The organism is Vibrio tasmaniensis (genome assembly GCF_024347635.1).
Taxonomy (GTDB): Bacteria; Pseudomonadota; Gammaproteobacteria; order Enterobacterales; family Vibrionaceae; genus Vibrio; species Vibrio tasmaniensis.
In genome coordinates, this window is record NZ_AP025510.1 from 1,652,625 (window position 1) to 1,669,298 (window position 16,674).

Consider the following 16,674-nt stretch of genomic DNA (forward strand, 5'->3'; position numbering starts at 1 on the left):
AAGGAGTAAAGATTATAATGGCGGCACAAAAGCTAACAAAAGGCAGGCTTGTTCAAATTATCGTCATGTTGGCTATTTTAATAGCTGCATTTACTTGGAGAACAGTGACATACGATAATGACGAAACAGTAAACTGTATAATTTCTAAACCTTGCCAAATTACTATTGATAAACATAATGTTTTAATTTCGGGTGATAACCTAGGGTATTCGATCGAAACATCTAAAACTGGTAAATTTATCATTAACTATAATGAGAGCGGAACTCTAGAAGAAAAAGGGGCATCAATTTGGCTGTTACGAACGAACGCTCAGAACTCCTCAATAACGGTTACATTTCCACAACAGATAGCCACACTTTCTGTAAACCTTTCTAAGGAATAACACAGTAACAAGTTAGTCTCGCCTCAATTCTTTTGATAGAAATATGTACTAAGTCAGTGAAATAGATTGTATAAAAGTGTTATAAAGAGAGCATTAATAAAATCTTCCGAGATCTATGAAATTTCTATCAAAAGTCTCTTATTCCCTAGACGATAAAATCGCAGTAGATGAGCTGCTCAGTGGGGTGGCAAACCCTGACGATATTGCCTGTCTTATCTGCTACTGCACCGAAGAGTACTCCACACTTGCTGTGCAGAGATATTTGGTAGATGCGCTCCCGAATACACCAATACATGGCTGCACCACTTGTCACGGTATTATGACCGAAACAGGGTTCCATTCAGGCCCTGTGATTGGGATACTCATCATCTATGATTCTGGAATTAATGCCTACGGTACCGGCATCAGTCACTTTGGCGATTCCATAGACCGTAGTACATTCAGCGCCATCGATAAAGCATTAAAGAACGCCAACCGAGAAGGAGAGATACCCGATCTTATCTTGCTCCATTCCACCCCTGGTAATGAAGAGAAGGTAATGGCGGCCATCGATAACAAATTTGGTACAGAGGTGCCGATTATTGGTGGAAGCGCAGCAGACAATCAAGTGTCTGGAAATTGGAGTATCTTTACCGAAGAAGCTCTTGCTATTAATGGCGTCTCTTTAACGGTGTTTTTTGCGTCACAATCCATCTATTCATCTTTTAGCGCCGGTCATACACCCACCCAGTATTCAGGCACCGTCACCAAAGTAAGAAATCGAATATTGTTAGAGATCGACCATAGGCCTGCGACCACCGTTTATAATGAATGGACTGATTTTCATTTAGGTGGCAGTGATGATGGGTATATTTTTGAAAAGTCGACAGTTTATCCATTAGGCCGAAAGGTCGGCTCTTCTTACGACTACCCATATTTCAAGTTATCGCATTCGATCAGAGAAACTGAGTGTAACGGTATCGAGTTGTTCACTGATATAAATGAAGGTGACACCATCTATTTGATGCAAGGCTCTAAGCAACAACTTATAAGTCGTGCCGCTAACATCATTCATTCGTCTTACTATAATGATATGGATCTTGAAGAAAAATTAGGGGCGATCAACATATTCTGTGCAGGACCAATGCTGCACCTAAAACAAGATATGGATGAGGTTTGTGACCAAATCAATCACGCACTTGGTGGGCTTCCATACATATGTCCATTTACGTTTGGTGAGCAAGGCAGACTTTCTGGTGGTGAGAATGCGCACGGAAATTTAATGGTATCGTCTGCAACGTTTTATAGGCTGAAAAAGTAATGGATACTGAAGACCAAGAAGCGCTGCAAGAAGCTCGTATTGAACTGCAAAAACTAAAGGTCCGTGAACGTAAATTAGCTGAAGAGAATAGGGTGATCCTATCTACTATCTCTGCGATCAGTAAGGCGAGTAACATATCTGAAATATTTTCTAGTCTCGAATTCGCACTCAAAAAATACATTAAGTTTGATGATTTTATTGTGGTATCAAGAGTAGGGAATGAAGGTAGTTTCAAAACCCTGTTAACCAATAACAAAGTATTCGAACAAATGAATTGGACAGATTGTGGCAAGCTTTCGCGAGTCATTAATGGAGAATGTGCCATTCTTTTTGAACCCAAATCTCTGGGTGAGTTCAGCACTTTGCATCCCATTATCTTAGACCAAATTAACTCTGTACTGATTACTGGTATTGATAGCGGGCTAACACAATCCGTTATCATCTTTATCCATTCCAATACCAAACACTTTAGTATTGAAACCAAGGCCACTCTAAACCGATTTCGACCGCTGATTGAGCGTGCTGTTTTCGATATTGAAAACAAAGAAAAACTTGAAGCGACAGTCCGAGAACGTACAGCAGAACTCGTAGCAGCAAGAAAAGACGCAGAAAGAGCCAACAAAGCCAAATCTGAATTCTTAGCAATGATGAGTCATGAGTTAAGAACGCCGCTAAATGCCACCATAGGCTTAATCGACACGCTAAAGTCCACACCGCTGAATGATGAACAACAGTCTATATTGTTAAATATGAGTACATCATCTGAACTCCTATTGGCGATCATCAGTGATGTATTGGACTTTTCAAAGATTGAATCTGGATGCTTCTCGTTGGCTCCTCAATGGAGTAACGCAAGAGACACTGTAACTTTTGTTTTATCTGAACAAAAGAAGATAGCAGACGATAAAGGGTTGTCGTTAACCCTAACTAGCGACATTCCAGAAGGTGAACTACATTACATCGACCCAAGTCGCTTAGCACAGATCCTTTTTAATCTCATTGGTAACGCAATAAAGTTCACTGAACACGGGCATGTACATGTTTCTATTACATACCAGCACAGTTCATTCCGTATTAGCGTAGAAGACACCGGAATTGGCATCAGCTCACAGCAACTTTCGTCGTTATTCAGTCCGTTCGTGCAAGCCGATAGCACAATCACGCGTAGGTTTGGTGGCACCGGCTTAGGTTTAGCAATAACAAAACGACTAGTAGAACTGATGCGCGGGCATATAATGGTCGAGAGTGAGCCAGGAAAAGGCTCGAAATTTGAAGTGCGGTTACCAGTTCTAACGAAAGTTACGAACAATCAAGATCATGCTGCAGAAGATAAATACTCGCAAGTTCCAAGAACCCGTTATTCAGTGTTAGTTGTTGAAGACAACCCAACGAATCAGATGGTGATTCAATTGATCCTTGCGCGTCAAGGCCACGAAGTTTTCATCGCAAGCAACGGTGAAGAAGCCATTGGCTTTGTAGAAAGAGGTAATGATCCGATAGATATTATCTTGATGGATGTGTCGATGCCAGTTATGGACGGAATAACCACAACCAAATATATGAGAGACGCAAACATCAAAACACCAATCGTCGCGCTAACGGCACACACATCAGTAGAAGATAAATTTTCTTGTTTAGATGTCGGTATGAATGATTTCATTACCAAACCTGTAAGAACCAAAGAGATCATTGAAGCAATTGATAGGTTAATGCTTGAAGTCTAATAAACGTATTCTTAATCGAAGATTAGGAAATATGTTTATTAGGTATTTTATGGTAAATAGACTTACTGTTAAATAGAGCATCAGTTTGGTAGTCAAACAAGAGGCAGGGCATCAAACAAAGATACCTGCCTTATAAACACTAAACCCAATTTAACATAATATACATAATACGCACTGAGAGTGTAAGCCCCAGATAGTAATGTCACTTTTGAGCCAGATTAAAATGTCACCTTAGCACTGGTTGCTGACTACATTTCATGTACCAGCTTCGGTTACTAAGGACTCCTGAGATGTTGATTGCCATGAGTGAAAAAGAAATTAGTCGATTCAAAGTTATTCAAGACGTCTGTGAACATCGTTTGCGTCGTACTGATGTGGCAGAGATTCTCAGTGTCCGTCACATCCAACGCTTGATGAACCACCAAGGATTCCTCGTAAGCACAAGTTTAAGTAAATGTAATATATTTAGACTTTGTAACCAAAATCTAGAAGGTCTGTCTCTAGTTCTTTTACTTGCTTCGCCACACGTTTCTTAAAAGCAATTTCAACATCCTCATTAGACATTCCTTCGGTGCTTTTATTAAAGTATTTAATCAAGATTTCAGCCATCTCGTTGTGATTATAAAGGTCAAAATTTTGAATATACTTGGAATCATATTTCTTATGTTTTACTTGATAAAAAGCCTTAGTAAACTTTCTAGGTTTAATGTCTACTTCAAATCGCTTACACAGCATCATGATAAATGAATCTAGTTCGTGTAATAGCTTTTTATCTGTTATTTCTGAGAAAAAGAATAACCACCCTTTTGATTTTTTATTGAAAATACAGCCAGTTATTCTCAAGTTTAGTCGCCACTCTAAGAACTCTTGGCTCTTCAATTTCGAATGTTTATAACCTGAGAAGATAGACAGAATGGATTCTCTTAACTTGTCTACAGAGCCACTTCGAGCAGATATAAACTGCTCTTCAAAGTGATAACCAAGATATGTAAAGGATTCATCACTGATAACTCCTATTGAAGACTTATCTGGAGCTTTAATTGGGTCATGAACTTTTAACCTCAAACGTTTGAACTGAGCGATCACATCTTCGGCAATCAATTCACAATCGTTTTTTTTACACAATATTAGAATGTCATCGACATACCTATAGTAAGCAATATCTGTTCGAGTATTGTAACGTTTATCTAGATTTGAAAGGAAAATTGCAGCAAGTACGTTGGAGGTTGATAAACCTTGCGGGACGCCCTTTTCGTTTAAACGGTCAGAAGCATGAGGCTTGGGTACAGTTGGAGCTGTTATCGAGCTTTCTATTACATTCAGTATTACTTTATCTCTAATGCGTCTTCTTAAACGTTGTAATAGTAGCTGATGATTTATAGACGGGTAAAAATTAGAAAGATCAAGTTTGATGAAAGCATCAAACTGCCCTGTAGACATATCAGTCTTAACGTCTCTAATAACGTTTTGAGGTAAATCAAAGTTGATATCATCTTTGAACCTGATTTGGAGGAAGTCGCATAACGCTCTTAGAGCCAATCTATCTCTTATTGTGGGTATAGATATTTCACGAGGTGACTTTCCACGTCCTTTGCTAATTAGTTTTAGCTTGTATTTGGTAAACGAGTAGCTCCCTTCCAGTACCTTCCTTTCAATAATACTAATTTGCTCATCTTTCATCTCTCTAAAGACTTGATGATTCATGTTATCTATACCAGTAGCATAGGAAGTAGCGATGTGTTGTTGGTACAAGTTATTAAGATTATCCAACGAAAATGTTCGGTTGAATTCTGTTATTACTTTCATGGATTACCTGACTAAAAGAGTCAAAAATGGCAGACCTACAAAGGCTGTAAGGATTAAGTATTTTCCAAAAGTAAAAGCTATTACTTCAATTACATTAGGTATAGTTGGAACTCTTGTAAGTGTGCCCATATCCTTTTTTGAGGTATTTAGCCACTCATTGATCAAAGCACTTTTAAAATCTATATCTTCATGGTTTTCTGAACTACCTAAAATTGTTTTATAGTCAGAGTTAGCTTGGATTAGGTTGCAACTAGGGTTACGAAGAGTACCCTCCAGTTCACTTAAATGCTCATAGCAATTTTTTAACGAAACTGCTCGCTCTTTGAAATTCCGGTTACTTATATAAAGAGATGCACATAATATTAGAACGGAGAGGATAACCATGACAATTGCGAAATCACCACTGTCTGTAGGTTTTTTTAGTTCATAAATTGACATGCAAACCGTGAAAGATGAGTACCAGAGCAGAATTAATTGTGAAGCAAAGTCATTAGATTGGAGTCGCTTGGCAGCTTGGATTCTTGCCTTTCTAGTCCACCATACTGTGTCTTTAAAAGACATATAATCACCTCCAGAGAAAAGAGTGTGAGGCGTCGTTTTTAGTAATAATAAGTAACGCCTATTGCTAGACTAGTTCGAGGAACTAGAGGTAAAACCTCTCAAAATTAGTAGCACCCATTGCTGGATGACTGGCAAGCCAGTCCGCCTCACGCGTAGATTATATATACCCCTAATTGTTATGCAACTACTTACGGTTCGTTGTAATAAAAAAGTCAAACTAAGTGATTGAGCTCGTCTTTTGGTTTCCAGTGCAGTAAGGAAAGGAGCACTGTTTCACCACTAACTGCGCATTACACCAAACGATTCAACGTGCGGGCCATCTCTAAGCTCTTCCTGTCACCGGCCCAAATGATTGATACTTCAAGCTCCCTAGCCGCCTGTTTAAAAGCTTTGCTAATCACTTCAGCCATTTTGACATCTTGTTTCTGCTTCTTCATGACTCAGAGCCTTACTTTCAGAAATGGTACGCTCACCACGTGCGATCCCTTCCAGGATAGCCAAGCGGTTTTGCATAAACTGGTAGTCGTCAACATCTACGAGATACGCAGAGGGTCTGCCATGCTCGGTGATCAACACGGGCTCTTTGGTGTCGTGCAGATCGGCTAGGATTTTGGTCGCTTGACGCTTAAGGGAAGTAACGAGCTCAACTTTCATGAGGATAACTCCCATATAAGATTAACGCATAAAAATACCAAGTGTCGACAATCACGCTCAAATACTTGTCGTTTATGGGAACAAGGGGCTATACGATTTTGTAATCGCCGTACCCTCGCCTGATGCTTCTCATTTTCGAGTTCATCTTTACGCTTTAACGCCTCAACTTTGTTTTGATTAAGCAGTTTCCCTACCCACCACCTTGTTGTGTTCGGCTAAAGGCATACTGATCGTGTAAATATAAAGCGATATGAGAAAAATCGAATCATGTTGCTTCGTATTGATGTTTATATCGATAATAAGCTCATAAAATCAGATGGTTACACAAAACCATTATTAGTTTAAAAGCTCTATATTTGGTAAGATATTCAAGGAATCAATAACTTATTATATAAAAGGCTTAATATGAAAATCGGTATGGTTGCCTATCACTATTCACCGCTTTTGGCATGAGTTCATACGCGCTTGCTAATGAAAATGACACAGTAGCTAAAGAGCTTGGTCATTTTTATGCAGGTGTAGATATCGGGTTTTATAATGAAACCGAATTAGAATACCGCTGTAGCAAAATTGAAGATTCTTCTGATCTAGCTGACTTGAGTTATAACTTCGTTGGCGGTTATGAATTCAATACACACGATGTAGTAAAGCTGGGATTAGAAGCGGAGTACCGAAAAATTGGCAAAGTTAACTTTGCTCAAATGATGGATATGGAAGGCCAAGCCTTCTTCGTGAATGTTAAACCCAAATTCATCGTTAAAGGCGACGTCTTGGATTTGTATGTCTCCCTGTTAGCAGGCGTTGGATCTATTGATACGGAAATCAAAGCCTTTGGGCTCTCAGCTTCTGAATCTGAGGCCGCTTACCAAATCGGTGGAGAATTTGGCGCAATAATTACCGATAACATCGACGTTCATATTGGTTACCGCTCTGCACATATTGAAATAGAGTCCATCGATGTTTCATCCAAAACAGCATACATTGGTGCAAGGTACCATTTCTAAAGTTCCTTCAATGGCTAGACCAATTTATTGCGGTCAACTAGCCTAACATTGCAAATAGTCCGATCTCTTTGAGGTCGGATTTATCATTATTGGTTCACTTAACTTCCTTTACATTGCCTCCAAATATAGACCTATTCTTCCACCAATATAAAGTTACGTTGCAACTTATTAAAAAACCAGCGCTATTGCAAGATAAATCACTCAAACAGGCTGCTATTTCGTGTTTAAATTTTGATCTATCAATCAGTTATATGATTAAACTTGGTGACTAAGCAAGCAAACACTATGCATTCACGCTTACATTATGAATTATAGTGTTAACATCAGACAATGTTGTAAACTAGGTGTTTGATATGTTGCCTAAACTTTATAAGTTCAGATCTCTTCACGATAGAAACATACAGTCGATATCCGAGTGTTCGTTGTGGTTTGATTCCGCTAAGACCTTTAATAACCCTTTTGAATCTCATCACCTGTTCAACCAAGAACTTCAGAATGACTTCAAGGTTATGTGCTTCTCTCAATCGAATGACCATCCCATACTTTGGTCTCAGTATGGCGATAACTTTAAAGGTATGTGTATTGAGTATGATCTTAACTGTTATCACGGTGAGGCAGATCTCAATTGCTTTGAAGTTCAGTATACTGACAACCCAAGCATGCTTAGTTCTCCTTCGCTAGTTAAGTCAAAAGTATCGAAATTAGCCGCGAGCGTACTTGGAATCAAACATTCAAACTGGCGTTACGAAAAAGAATATCGCTGGGTACTGCCCAATGAAGAGATTATTGGCAACAAGCTGTATCTGAATAAAGAGTGTATAAGCTCTGTGATTCTCTCAGAACACGCTCCTGCCGATAGAAAACTAAAGGTACTGATGACTTGCCAACACCTCGGCATCCCCGTTAAACACGCTGTCGCTAAACAAGATTCGTGTACATTTGGCACCTTCTGTTAAATAGAATGAACACTCTACTAGACATATTCCTCATATCAAGTGACAGTGCAACAAACTGACATCTAACTCAGATCACCGTAATTCACTCGTTTTCATTGGCATTTTAAGCAATAATATTAATGCCATTTAGTTATAGTGCATTACCTTGGTCAGTTTGTGATATGAATTCGGATGTACTTTTCTGGAAAACTGTATTTGAACTGTTTCTTGTTTGGTAAGTGCTGTTTCGCCTGTCTACAAGCTTTACTATCGCCGGATGTTCTCACTCTCTTGATTTTTGTATAACCTTTGGAGTGCTTCATTTCAATCATCAGGTCACAATAACCATCGATTTCAACATTGCTCTTTTTTAGGCCTTTCATGACCGTGGCTTTGATCTTTTTAGCTACGGGATTAACCAATGCATCGTCGGGAAATACGACTGGGGATGAAAAAAACAACAAAAGGGTTAGATATCTCATACTGTTCTCCTTTATTGAAACTGAGAACAGTATGACGATGGTTAAGGCAAGCGAAGAACTAACTTAGTATGAAGATTAACAAGATAAGACGTAATTCTCGACAATTACGCCTTCTTTGAACCTTTAGATTTGAAGCCGTTATGCGGGAATACATTACGAATACGTTGTTGCACGTTCTTAGGTACATCCTTTGTGAACTTGAGATTATAACCAGAACGCTTTGCGTACACTTTTAATTCACCTTTAAACGTGTTGTTGTGGCCAATCTCTTGAAGGTTGTGCTTAAAGCTAGGTGGAAGATGACCTTTAACTTGTTCGATCGCCCCATCGTTAAATTTGATTTTCAATACCGGCCTATCAACCGCGACTAACCAAAAAACCAACGCTGCACCGATTAAGATTACATACATCATAATGTCACCACTACTGTTGATGATTATTTATCGTCAGAAAGGAGCTTGCTTAAATCTTCTTTAAGATTGGTTACTGTCTTGCTGGCCTGTTCACTACGAGATGCTTCGCTTACCAAATACTCGATGGCATCTGATAGCGTACAACCTAGCTCGTTCGCACGCTGGGATAGCTTTTCCCATACACGATAATCAAGGTCGATTGATTTTTTCTTGGTGTGAACTTGTTCAGCATTAAAGTGACGCTTTCGCTTAGCTCGGATCGCTTGCTTAAGCTTGTTATCGAGCTCAGGAGACATGTTGTCAGATATCCACTCAAGAACACCTGTTGGTTGGTGTTCAAGCTTCAATAAGGCTTGTACAGCAACGTCAGCTTCACTTGAATCAATATGGCAGGTGATCGACTCGCCTTCTTTCCATTTTTTGACCAGATAGTTCCATTTCCAACCACATTCCAAGTTTTCAAGTTGCTGATATTTCATGTCTAATCTCGAGAGTTAATCCTAGTGACAGCGTAACCCAAAATAGGCTATTTAACAATTGTTGTCTTGAAAGAATAGACCAAGATCATACTTATATTAGCTTAGTGATTAGTAACTACAACATAGAGCTACAAGCGAGATCGGTTTTTCTATATACTCCCTACCTCATTATCATAATCAGAAACTTAAATGACTCTAGTAGATTGGCGACATGTTACGCCTCAGTACGACGAATATAGCGCTCAATTAGAGCAATTCCCTGACATCTCGCCTTTCCCATTTTCAGACATTCAACATAGATTCAACGATGCGCTAACCCGCTTTGTCCGCTTGTCCAATCTTTCGCGTGTTTTACTTGTCAACGCTCCGGACAATTCGATCTATCGTCAAATGATTGTTGAATCTTTAGTAACGGCTCTAGATGATCACACGTTACCAGTAATAAAAACTGAGTCTTTAAATGCTGTCTCTCTGTTTGACCAAGTTCAATCAAAAGACGGCCAAGTCGTTGCGACAAAGCCTGGCTTACTGGCTAGAGCGAACAATGGTTATCTGATTGTTTCAGCCAACTTGATTCTAGCAAACCCGGGAAGCTGGTTACTGCTTAAGTCTGCACTTCTTGGTGAGGCCGTAGAGCCCATCAGTAGCAACCCTGAACACTTAAACCAATCTCCATCTTTACCGCTTACCTACAATATTAAGTTGATTGTGGTTGGAGACCGAGCTCAACTCGGCGATCTTGATTACCTAGACAGTGATATTCAAACCGGTTTCTGCCTATTCAGTGAAATTGAACAAGACATAAAGCTAACAGAAGAGACGTTGACTCAATATCTTGGTTACCTTAAATGGCTCCAACAACGTTATGAACTGCCAAACATCACGCAACAGGCGGTGACAGGCATTCTTACTGCTGGAGCAAGAGAAACTGAAGACCAAAGCTATATACCGTTGTGCCCGATTTGGCACAATGCGTTATTGAACGAAGCTTTGATTGAAGCCGACCATGGTGAGATTGATGGTCACCATATTCAGCAAGCACAACAACACAAATACAACCGCGAATCGTACTTACCTGAACGTGCTCTTGATGATATTCGAGATGGCCAAGTTATTATCGAAACCGAGGGTGAACAAGTTGGACAAGTTAATGGTCTGACGGTTATCGATGTACCAGGACACCCAGTATCGTATGGTGAACCAGCCCGAATTTCATGTGTTATCCACTTTGGTGATGGTGATATTGCCGACGTTGAACGCAAAGCGGAACTCGGTGGTAACCTTCATGCTAAAGGCATGATGATCATGCAAGCGTTTGTAAGCAGCGCGTTAAACCTTGAAGATCCGTTGCCCTATGCTGCTTCTGTTGTGTTTGAGCAATCATACTGCGAAGTTGATGGCGATAGTGCTTCTCTTGCTGAGCTTTGCTCTTTGGTCAGTGCTTTGTCGGAATACCCTATCAATCAACAAATAGCGGTAACCGGTGCTGTCGACCAATTCGGTCGTGTACAAGCAGTTGGTGGGCTAAACGAGAAAATCGAAGGCTTCTATCATGTGTGTAAACACAACGGGTTAACTGGCGAACAAGGTGTGATCCTTCCAAGATCTAACTTACGACATCTTGCTCTGAAGCCAGACCTAATTGAAAGCATCAAAAACAAAGAATTCCATATTTGGTCTGTCTCTAATGTAGATGAAGCGATTCCTCTTATTATGAACAAACCATTTAGAGACGATGAACAAGAAAGCGTTCTGAGCAAAATTGCGGAACGTATTGAAAACTTTGAAAGACATGAGCACCCTATTGGAATTGTTGGACGCATTAAAAACTGGTTTGTCTAGTACTGATCGGACTTGTTTAGCGTACACCTGTTCACTAATATGCACCTATCAAAAATTGGAGTAATTGATAATGCAAAACAAACGTGATTCTTACACTCGCGAAGATCTTCTAGCATCAAGCCAAGGCGAACTATGGCCTGAAGGTCCTCAACTACCAGCACCGAACATGTTGATGATGGATCGCATCACTAAAATGTCTGAGACTGAAGGTGGTTTCGGTAAAGGTTTGATTCTTGCTGAACTGGATATTACTCCTGACCTATGGTTCTTCGACTGTCACTTCCCTGGTGACCCAGTAATGCCTGGTTGTCTAGGACTTGATGCAATGTGGCAGCTTGTTGGCTTCTACCTTGGTTGGGTTGGCGGCAAAGGCAAAGGCCGTGCTTTAGGTGTAGGCGAAGTGAAATTCACTGGTCAAATCCTACCTACTGCGAAAAAAGTGACTTACGAAATCCACATGAAGCGTGTTGTTAACCGTCGCCTAGTTATGGGCCTTGCAGATGGTCGCGTACTTGTTGATGGCAAAGAGATTTATGTTGCTAAAGATTTGAAAGTTGGCCTTTTCCAAGATACGTCAGCATTCTAATCCAACTGTTTAATTAGAATAACGCAGTTAGATTTTAATAAAGCAGCCAATGGCTGCTTTATTTTCACTCCAATAAATTTAGTTATAGTGCACTAGAGTGTACTGGTTAAACAAACTTTCTTATCCCGAAACTGTACTGTATTAGTCCACCAGCAACTATGTATTCCACTATCACTATCAGCTTAAGCACTAGCTCTCTACGCCATTACATTTATTTTATCTAAATTATGTGCCCACTCAGAAACTAACAAGGCTCCACTGCTGTACAACAATGGAGCCTTGATCTTTGAATATGTTCCGCCCTATCTATTTATAGAGACCTGATTGCTTATCACCTTTGGCGTCACGCCAACCACCTAACCAATAAGACCGAGAATCCATTTGGCTATATGGGCAAGCTTCTTGTGACCTACCGTTTATACCAGCTTTGTAGCCTTGAGATTGTGCTCGTTCTAGTCGATCACGCTTTTGTCTCTTCATAGTGCAGTCCTCATACGGGTGTTCTATTTACTAACATACAATGATTACAACTTTGCGGAGTTTTTGTGACTCCAACTTTAAGAATCGACCAGTTTTTCACTTTTCTCAAGGCGAAAAAAAAGCCCGAATTCAGAATTGTGAACTCGGGCTCAAGAGATGAAATTATTTAAATTTTCTACGGAACCCTAATAAGCCGAGTACAGTCAAAGCGAACCAACCTAAGCTACCGCCTTTACGATCGACCTTTGCTGTATCAGTACTACGAGCTTGGATATCGCTCTTACCTTTACCTTCGATAGGAATCAATTTAACCGCAACAACCTTTTCAACCGCATTAGACGCAGCACCGCCACAGTATGAGTTGTGAGACGTTGTATCGTATGGTTTAGGTGTGCCGCCAACAACACATTTGATAGCCGTCGCAGAGATAACACCCGCATCGTTGATACCTGAAGCATCAATGATTCGGAACTTGTTGTTCTCTCCAGAAACGTTGCCATCGTTCGTTAGATCATCTAGAAACCAAGCTTTGTTCTGAAACAGATCAATTCTTGATGGGTCAGTACCCGTTGCTTGATATGGATAAATAAAGCCGCGGTGTCTACGCTCACTACCATCAACTTCACGCGTTGTTTCTGCGTCAACTTGACCAACAATTTCATTGAAGTTGTTAACTGCTCTTGCTTCACCACTCGAACCAGCAAAGAAGATACCACCCGTTAGGTATGTCGCTGTTGGAGTCGCAACTGAAGCATCAGTAACAACAAACATCTTGCTGCCTGCGCTACCATTTTCAGGCACTCGACCATTACGCTTAGAGTTACCAATAACAAACAAGTTTTTGTTGATATCGGTCGCTACAGAGTTACTGTATTTGTAATCATTAGACGAGTTAGAGTTGACCTTAGCCCCCTCAATTGATTTGGTCGTCCAAGTATTCGTGCTGTCAGCTAAGTCCAGAGATTTGCTGATGAATACAGATGCATTCATATCTTGCAGATCACCACTACCATCAACAGTATTGTAGCCTACGCCATAAAACTTAGTATCCGATTCGGCAATTGAACGCATGCTACCTTGAGCATAGTAATCGCCTTGTCTAGCAGTTCCACCACGAGTCCAATCGATTTGCTTGGTATTCGTACCATCCCAAATAGCAGCTTTTGAACTAAATACAGGATCCGGCGTTGACGTCTCCGTAATGGTTTCACTAGTAGAAACACTACCTACATTGTAAACAGTACCATTACTCGCTGTGATGGCTTTCCATGCTCGAGTCTCAGAAGATCCTGCAGGCTTGGCTGTCGTTGTAAATATTGCATTGTTTCGGATGGTTCCCTCAGACTTAACACCGAGTGGGTTGGCATCTTTATCTAGAGAGTTGATCACTGTATTGCGAGTATCGAGTATTGCCCCGCCTTCTATAAATGCCTTTGCATTTACATAACTCAGGTTGTTTCTTTCCTTAAACCAAGTATCTTCCCAGCGAGTTTTCGCCCAGCTTTCACATGTGGAATATCTTAGTTCACGGTTACAATAGTTTTTGAAGTCATCGAACTCTTGTAAATATTGGAAGACAGCGTCCATAGCGAAAGGAACTTCTTCACGGTAACTAATAGCTTCAAGCGAATTACGAGTTTCACCTGCTAGCTTAAAGCTATCACATGCGACACCACCGATAGTAGCGTTGGTAAAACAACTTTCAGTTCCGGTAACCGCCGCTGGTTGAATCGCGACACCAAACGTTTCAGAAGCTCCGACAATTGAGCTAGGAGTCGCGACTTCAACTACCTTGTACAGTGCAGCATTCGCGTTAGTTGCAGCCAAAACTAAGGCTGCAACTGTTGTTAATTTAAATTTATTACAAGTCATGATTACTTCTTAACTTTCCTGTTGTAGTGCCTCGAGCTCTTCCCAGCGCTCAAAAGCAACTTCAAGCTCCTGCTCTGCTGCAGATAGCTTATCTAATACTGGTTGTGTCTGCTCTACAGATTTTGAAAAGAAGCTAGGATCGTTGACTTCTTCCTGAAGAGTTTCAATTTGAGTTTCCAATTCTTCCAAACGCAAAGGTAGCGCTTCTAGTTCTCGTTGTAGCTTATACGATAACTTCTTAGCTTTAGCCTTAACTGGCGCAGTTTTGGGAGTTTCCTCAACTACTTTCTCTGGCTTTGATGGCTTTTCAACCTGTCGGTACTCTATAGCCTGCTTTCTTTGTTGCTGAGCATCGTGGTAACCACCAACAAATTCTTCAACAACGCCGTTGCCTTCAAATATCCAACTTGTCATAACCGTGTTATCAACAAACTGTCGATCGTGGCTCACTAAAAGAAGCGTACCCTGATAGTTGGCAAGCAAATCTTCTAAAAGTTCCAAAGTTTCGATATCTAGATCGTTGGTTGGCTCATCGAGAATCAATAAGTTATTCGATTTAAGGAAAATACGAGCTAATAACAGACGGTTTTTCTCACCACCAGACAATGCCTTCACTGGAGTGCGAGCACGTTTAGGAGAGAACAAGAAATCTTGTAGGTAGCTCAGTGCGTGACGCTCACGGCCGCCTACTGTCACTTCTTGCTTACCATCCGCTAGGTTGTCAATTACTGACTTCTCAGGGTCGAGGATTTCGCGGTATTGGTCGAAGTAAGCCACTTCAAGTTTAGTACCACAATGCAGACGGCCTGAGTCAGGCTTAAGCTGATCAAGAAGCAGTTTAAGGACAGTACTCTTACCACAGCCATTAGGGCCGATCAGAGCAATACGATCGCCACGCATAATGTTGAAGCTGAAGTCCTTAACAATCTCTTTGCCTTCAAAGCCAAAGTTAAGATTCTCTGCTTCGAATACAATCTTGCCTGAACGTTGGCCATCGTCAATTTGGATAATCGCTTTACCCTGCACTTCACGACGATTGATGCGCTCTTCACGTAACTTTTTAAGTGCACGTACACGGCCTTCGTTACGCGTTCGACGAGCTTTAATACCCTGACGAATCCAAACTTCTTCTTGAGCAAGCTTTTTATCGAATTCAGCGTTCTGCATCTCTTCGACACGTAACGCTTCTTCTTTCTCTAGCAAGTAGTTTTCGTAATCGCCAGGGAACGAGCTCAGCTTGCCGCGATCAAGATCAACAATGCGTGTTGCCATCGATTTGATGAAAGCACGGTCATGCGAGATAAAGATGATTGAACCACGGAAGTCTTTCAGGAAGCCTTCTAACCATTCGATTGTCGCAACATCCAGGTGGTTAGTCGGCTCGTCGAGTAGAAGCACGTCAGGGTCACATACAAGTGCACGAGCGAGCGCCGCTTTACGTTGCCAACCACCAGACAAATCGGTCAGTTTTGTTTCAGCAGTGAGTTTAAGCGCCGCCATTACGTTACTTACGCGATCTTCGAAACGCCATGCGTTGGCATGATCCAACTGCTCTTGCACACGAGTAAGACGATTTAAGTTCTTTTCGCTAGGGTCAGTACCAATGAGATCCAAAAGATCATGGTAGATCTTCAGCTGTTCGCCGACTTCCGCTAGGCCACCAGCAACGTAATCATAAACGGTGCCTTCTTCATTACGCGGTGGATCTTGCTCAAGGCGAGAGACAACCACATCTTGTGTGATTTGCATCTTACCGTCGTCCATGATGATGTTCCCTGACAGGATTTTCATCAACGTAGACTTACCCGCACCATTGCGCCCTACTAAACACACACGTTCGTTTTCTTGCAGTGCAAAGTCCGCACGATCTAATAACGGGTGATCGCCAAACGCTAATTGCCCGTTATGAATTGTAAGTAATGCCATTCTTTTTTAACCAATCATTAAGTTCTAACAAGCCAAATGGCCAGTTAAGCTCTGAGCTTTGAGAAAAGTCAGAGCTTTCAAATTTGAGCACCGGAATAGTGACCCCGTAACGGGAAAAAAGCTCATCATCAAATGCAATGTCGACAACGTTGACGTGATGGCTAATGTTTAACTGTTCCGTGAGTTTGAATGCCATCTCACATAGATGGCATCCTTCTGTACTGTAG

General features: G+C 41.0%; 16 protein-coding genes and 1 pseudogene. 7 read left to right on the forward strand and 10 right to left on the reverse strand.

Going from position 1 to position 16,674, the window contains the following annotated elements:
• Window positions 1-17 precede the first annotated feature (17 nt).
• From OCV44_RS07625 to OCV44_RS07635, 3 genes are all read left to right on the forward strand, one after another.
• On the forward strand, window positions 18-383 hold the full coding sequence (locus tag OCV44_RS07625) for a hypothetical protein (protein ID WP_139683894.1): 366 nt from the start codon (window positions 18-20) through the stop codon (window positions 381-383).
• 115 nt (window positions 384-498) lie between these two features.
• Entirely contained in the window at window positions 499-1,683 is a 1,185-nt protein-coding gene (locus OCV44_RS07630) for an FIST signal transduction protein (protein ID WP_122047303.1), read from the forward strand.
• Window positions 1,683-3,407 (forward strand): ATP-binding protein, encoded by a 1,725-nt coding sequence (locus tag OCV44_RS07635; protein WP_139683893.1) that lies wholly within the window; start codon window positions 1,683-1,685, stop codon window positions 3,405-3,407. The genes OCV44_RS07630 and OCV44_RS07635 overlap by 1 nt, the downstream gene beginning before the upstream one ends.
• A gap of 465 nt (window positions 3,408-3,872) precedes the next feature.
• Here OCV44_RS07635 and OCV44_RS07640 read toward each other — a convergent pair whose 3' ends face one another.
• From OCV44_RS07640 to OCV44_RS07650, 3 genes and pseudogenes are all read right to left on the reverse strand, one after another.
• Complete coding sequence (locus tag OCV44_RS07640; RefSeq protein WP_017099292.1) at window positions 3,873-5,213, reverse strand: RNA-dependent DNA polymerase; 1,341 nt, start codon at window positions 5,211-5,213, stop codon at window positions 3,873-3,875.
• Between the two features lie 3 nt (window positions 5,214-5,216).
• Complete coding sequence (locus tag OCV44_RS07645) at window positions 5,217-5,774, reverse strand: SLATT domain-containing protein (protein ID WP_065678361.1); 558 nt, start codon at window positions 5,772-5,774, stop codon at window positions 5,217-5,219.
• 397 nt (window positions 5,775-6,171) lie between these two features.
• Window positions 6,172-6,428, reverse strand: a pseudogene (locus tag OCV44_RS07650) (type II toxin-antitoxin system Phd/YefM family antitoxin).
• 449 nt (window positions 6,429-6,877) lie between these two features.
• On the opposite strand from OCV44_RS07650, the gene OCV44_RS07655 reads away from it, so the two are divergent.
• Together OCV44_RS07655 and OCV44_RS07660 are read left to right on the forward strand one after the other, a co-directional pair.
• Window positions 6,878-7,432, forward strand: coding sequence for an outer membrane beta-barrel protein (locus OCV44_RS07655; RefSeq protein WP_139686085.1), 555 nt, complete (start codon window positions 6,878-6,880; stop codon window positions 7,430-7,432).
• Between the two features lie 353 nt (window positions 7,433-7,785).
• Entirely contained in the window at window positions 7,786-8,388 is a 603-nt protein-coding gene (locus tag OCV44_RS07660) for a DUF2971 domain-containing protein (protein ID WP_139686084.1), read from the forward strand.
• Between the two features lie 149 nt (window positions 8,389-8,537).
• Here the strand turns inward: OCV44_RS07660 and OCV44_RS07665 are convergent, their stop codons facing one another.
• From OCV44_RS07665 to matP, 3 genes are all read right to left on the reverse strand, one after another.
• On the reverse strand, window positions 8,538-8,849 hold the full coding sequence (locus OCV44_RS07665) for a hypothetical protein (RefSeq protein WP_139686083.1): 312 nt from the start codon (window positions 8,847-8,849) through the stop codon (window positions 8,538-8,540).
• A gap of 104 nt (window positions 8,850-8,953) precedes the next feature.
• Window positions 8,954-9,262: a DUF3634 family protein gene (locus OCV44_RS07670; protein ID WP_012603889.1), complete on the reverse strand. Its 309-nt coding sequence runs from the start codon at window positions 9,260-9,262 to the stop codon at window positions 8,954-8,956.
• 23 nt (window positions 9,263-9,285) lie between these two features.
• On the reverse strand, window positions 9,286-9,741 hold the full coding sequence (gene matP, locus OCV44_RS07675) for a macrodomain Ter protein MatP (RefSeq protein WP_009846670.1): 456 nt from the start codon (window positions 9,739-9,741) through the stop codon (window positions 9,286-9,288).
• A gap of 189 nt (window positions 9,742-9,930) precedes the next feature.
• Here matP and OCV44_RS07680 point away from each other — a divergent pair, with 189 nt between their 5' ends.
• Both OCV44_RS07680 and fabA read left to right on the forward strand, forming a co-directional pair.
• Window positions 9,931-11,583, forward strand: coding sequence for an AAA family ATPase (locus OCV44_RS07680; protein ID WP_017099300.1), 1,653 nt, complete (start codon window positions 9,931-9,933; stop codon window positions 11,581-11,583).
• A 70-nt stretch (window positions 11,584-11,653) separates the two neighbouring features.
• Window positions 11,654-12,169: a bifunctional 3-hydroxydecanoyl-ACP dehydratase/trans-2-decenoyl-ACP isomerase gene (gene fabA, locus OCV44_RS07685; RefSeq protein WP_139686082.1), complete on the forward strand. Its 516-nt coding sequence runs from the start codon at window positions 11,654-11,656 to the stop codon at window positions 12,167-12,169.
• A gap of 306 nt (window positions 12,170-12,475) precedes the next feature.
• Here the strand turns inward: fabA and rmf are convergent, their stop codons facing one another.
• The 4 genes from rmf to OCV44_RS07705 all read right to left on the reverse strand — a co-directional run bounded on the left by rmf (window position 12,476) and on the right by OCV44_RS07705 (window position 16,643).
• A complete protein-coding gene (rmf, locus tag OCV44_RS07690) occupies window positions 12,476-12,649 on the reverse strand; it encodes a ribosome modulation factor (protein ID WP_009846667.1) in 174 nt (57 codons plus the stop codon).
• A gap of 162 nt (window positions 12,650-12,811) precedes the next feature.
• Window positions 12,812-14,521, reverse strand: a complete 1,710-nt coding sequence (locus tag OCV44_RS07695) for a DUF3466 family protein (RefSeq protein ID WP_139686081.1) — start codon at window positions 14,519-14,521, stop codon at window positions 12,812-12,814.
• Window positions 14,522-14,530: 9 nt separating this feature from the next.
• Complete coding sequence (locus tag OCV44_RS07700) at window positions 14,531-16,447, reverse strand: ABC transporter ATP-binding protein (RefSeq protein WP_139686080.1); 1,917 nt, start codon at window positions 16,445-16,447, stop codon at window positions 14,531-14,533.
• A complete protein-coding gene (locus tag OCV44_RS07705; RefSeq protein WP_009846663.1) occupies window positions 16,425-16,643 on the reverse strand; it encodes a glutaredoxin family protein in 219 nt (72 codons plus the stop codon). Before OCV44_RS07705 ends, OCV44_RS07700 begins: the two co-directional genes overlap by 23 nt.
• Between the last annotated feature and the right edge of the window lie 31 nt (window positions 16,644-16,674).

Coding starts and splice junctions, on each gene's coding strand:
- OCV44_RS07635 (WP_139683893.1), top strand. CDS start 1,683: ATGGATACTGAAGACCAAGAAGCGCTGCAAGAAGCTCGTATTGAACTG.
- OCV44_RS07670 (WP_012603889.1), bottom strand. CDS start 9,262: ATGATGTATGTAATCTTAATCGGTGCAGCGTTGGTTTTTTGGTTAGTC.
- matP (WP_009846670.1), bottom strand. CDS start 9,741: ATGAAATATCAGCAACTTGAAAACTTGGAATGTGGTTGGAAATGGAAC.
- OCV44_RS07705 (WP_009846663.1), bottom strand. CDS start 16,643: ATGGCATTCAAACTCACGGAACAGTTAAACATTAGCCATCACGTCAAC.
- OCV44_RS07645 (WP_065678361.1), bottom strand. CDS start 5,774: ATGTCTTTTAAAGACACAGTATGGTGGACTAGAAAGGCAAGAATCCAA.
- OCV44_RS07680 (WP_017099300.1), top strand. CDS start 9,931: ATGACTCTAGTAGATTGGCGACATGTTACGCCTCAGTACGACGAATAT.
- fabA (WP_139686082.1), top strand. CDS start 11,654: ATGCAAAACAAACGTGATTCTTACACTCGCGAAGATCTTCTAGCATCA.
- OCV44_RS07695 (WP_139686081.1), bottom strand. CDS start 14,521: ATGACTTGTAATAAATTTAAATTAACAACAGTTGCAGCCTTAGTTTTG.
- OCV44_RS07625 (WP_139683894.1), top strand. CDS start 18: ATGGCGGCACAAAAGCTAACAAAAGGCAGGCTTGTTCAAATTATCGTC.
- OCV44_RS07655 (WP_139686085.1), top strand. CDS start 6,878: ATGAGTTCATACGCGCTTGCTAATGAAAATGACACAGTAGCTAAAGAG.
- OCV44_RS07700 (WP_139686080.1), bottom strand. CDS start 16,447: ATGGCATTACTTACAATTCATAACGGGCAATTAGCGTTTGGCGATCAC.
- OCV44_RS07665 (WP_139686083.1), bottom strand. CDS start 8,849: ATGAGATATCTAACCCTTTTGTTGTTTTTTTCATCCCCAGTCGTATTT.
- OCV44_RS07640 (WP_017099292.1), bottom strand. CDS start 5,213: ATGAAAGTAATAACAGAATTCAACCGAACATTTTCGTTGGATAATCTT.
- OCV44_RS07630 (WP_122047303.1), top strand. CDS start 499: ATGAAATTTCTATCAAAAGTCTCTTATTCCCTAGACGATAAAATCGCA.
- OCV44_RS07660 (WP_139686084.1), top strand. CDS start 7,786: ATGTTGCCTAAACTTTATAAGTTCAGATCTCTTCACGATAGAAACATA.
- rmf (WP_009846667.1), bottom strand. CDS start 12,649: ATGAAGAGACAAAAGCGTGATCGACTAGAACGAGCACAATCTCAAGGC.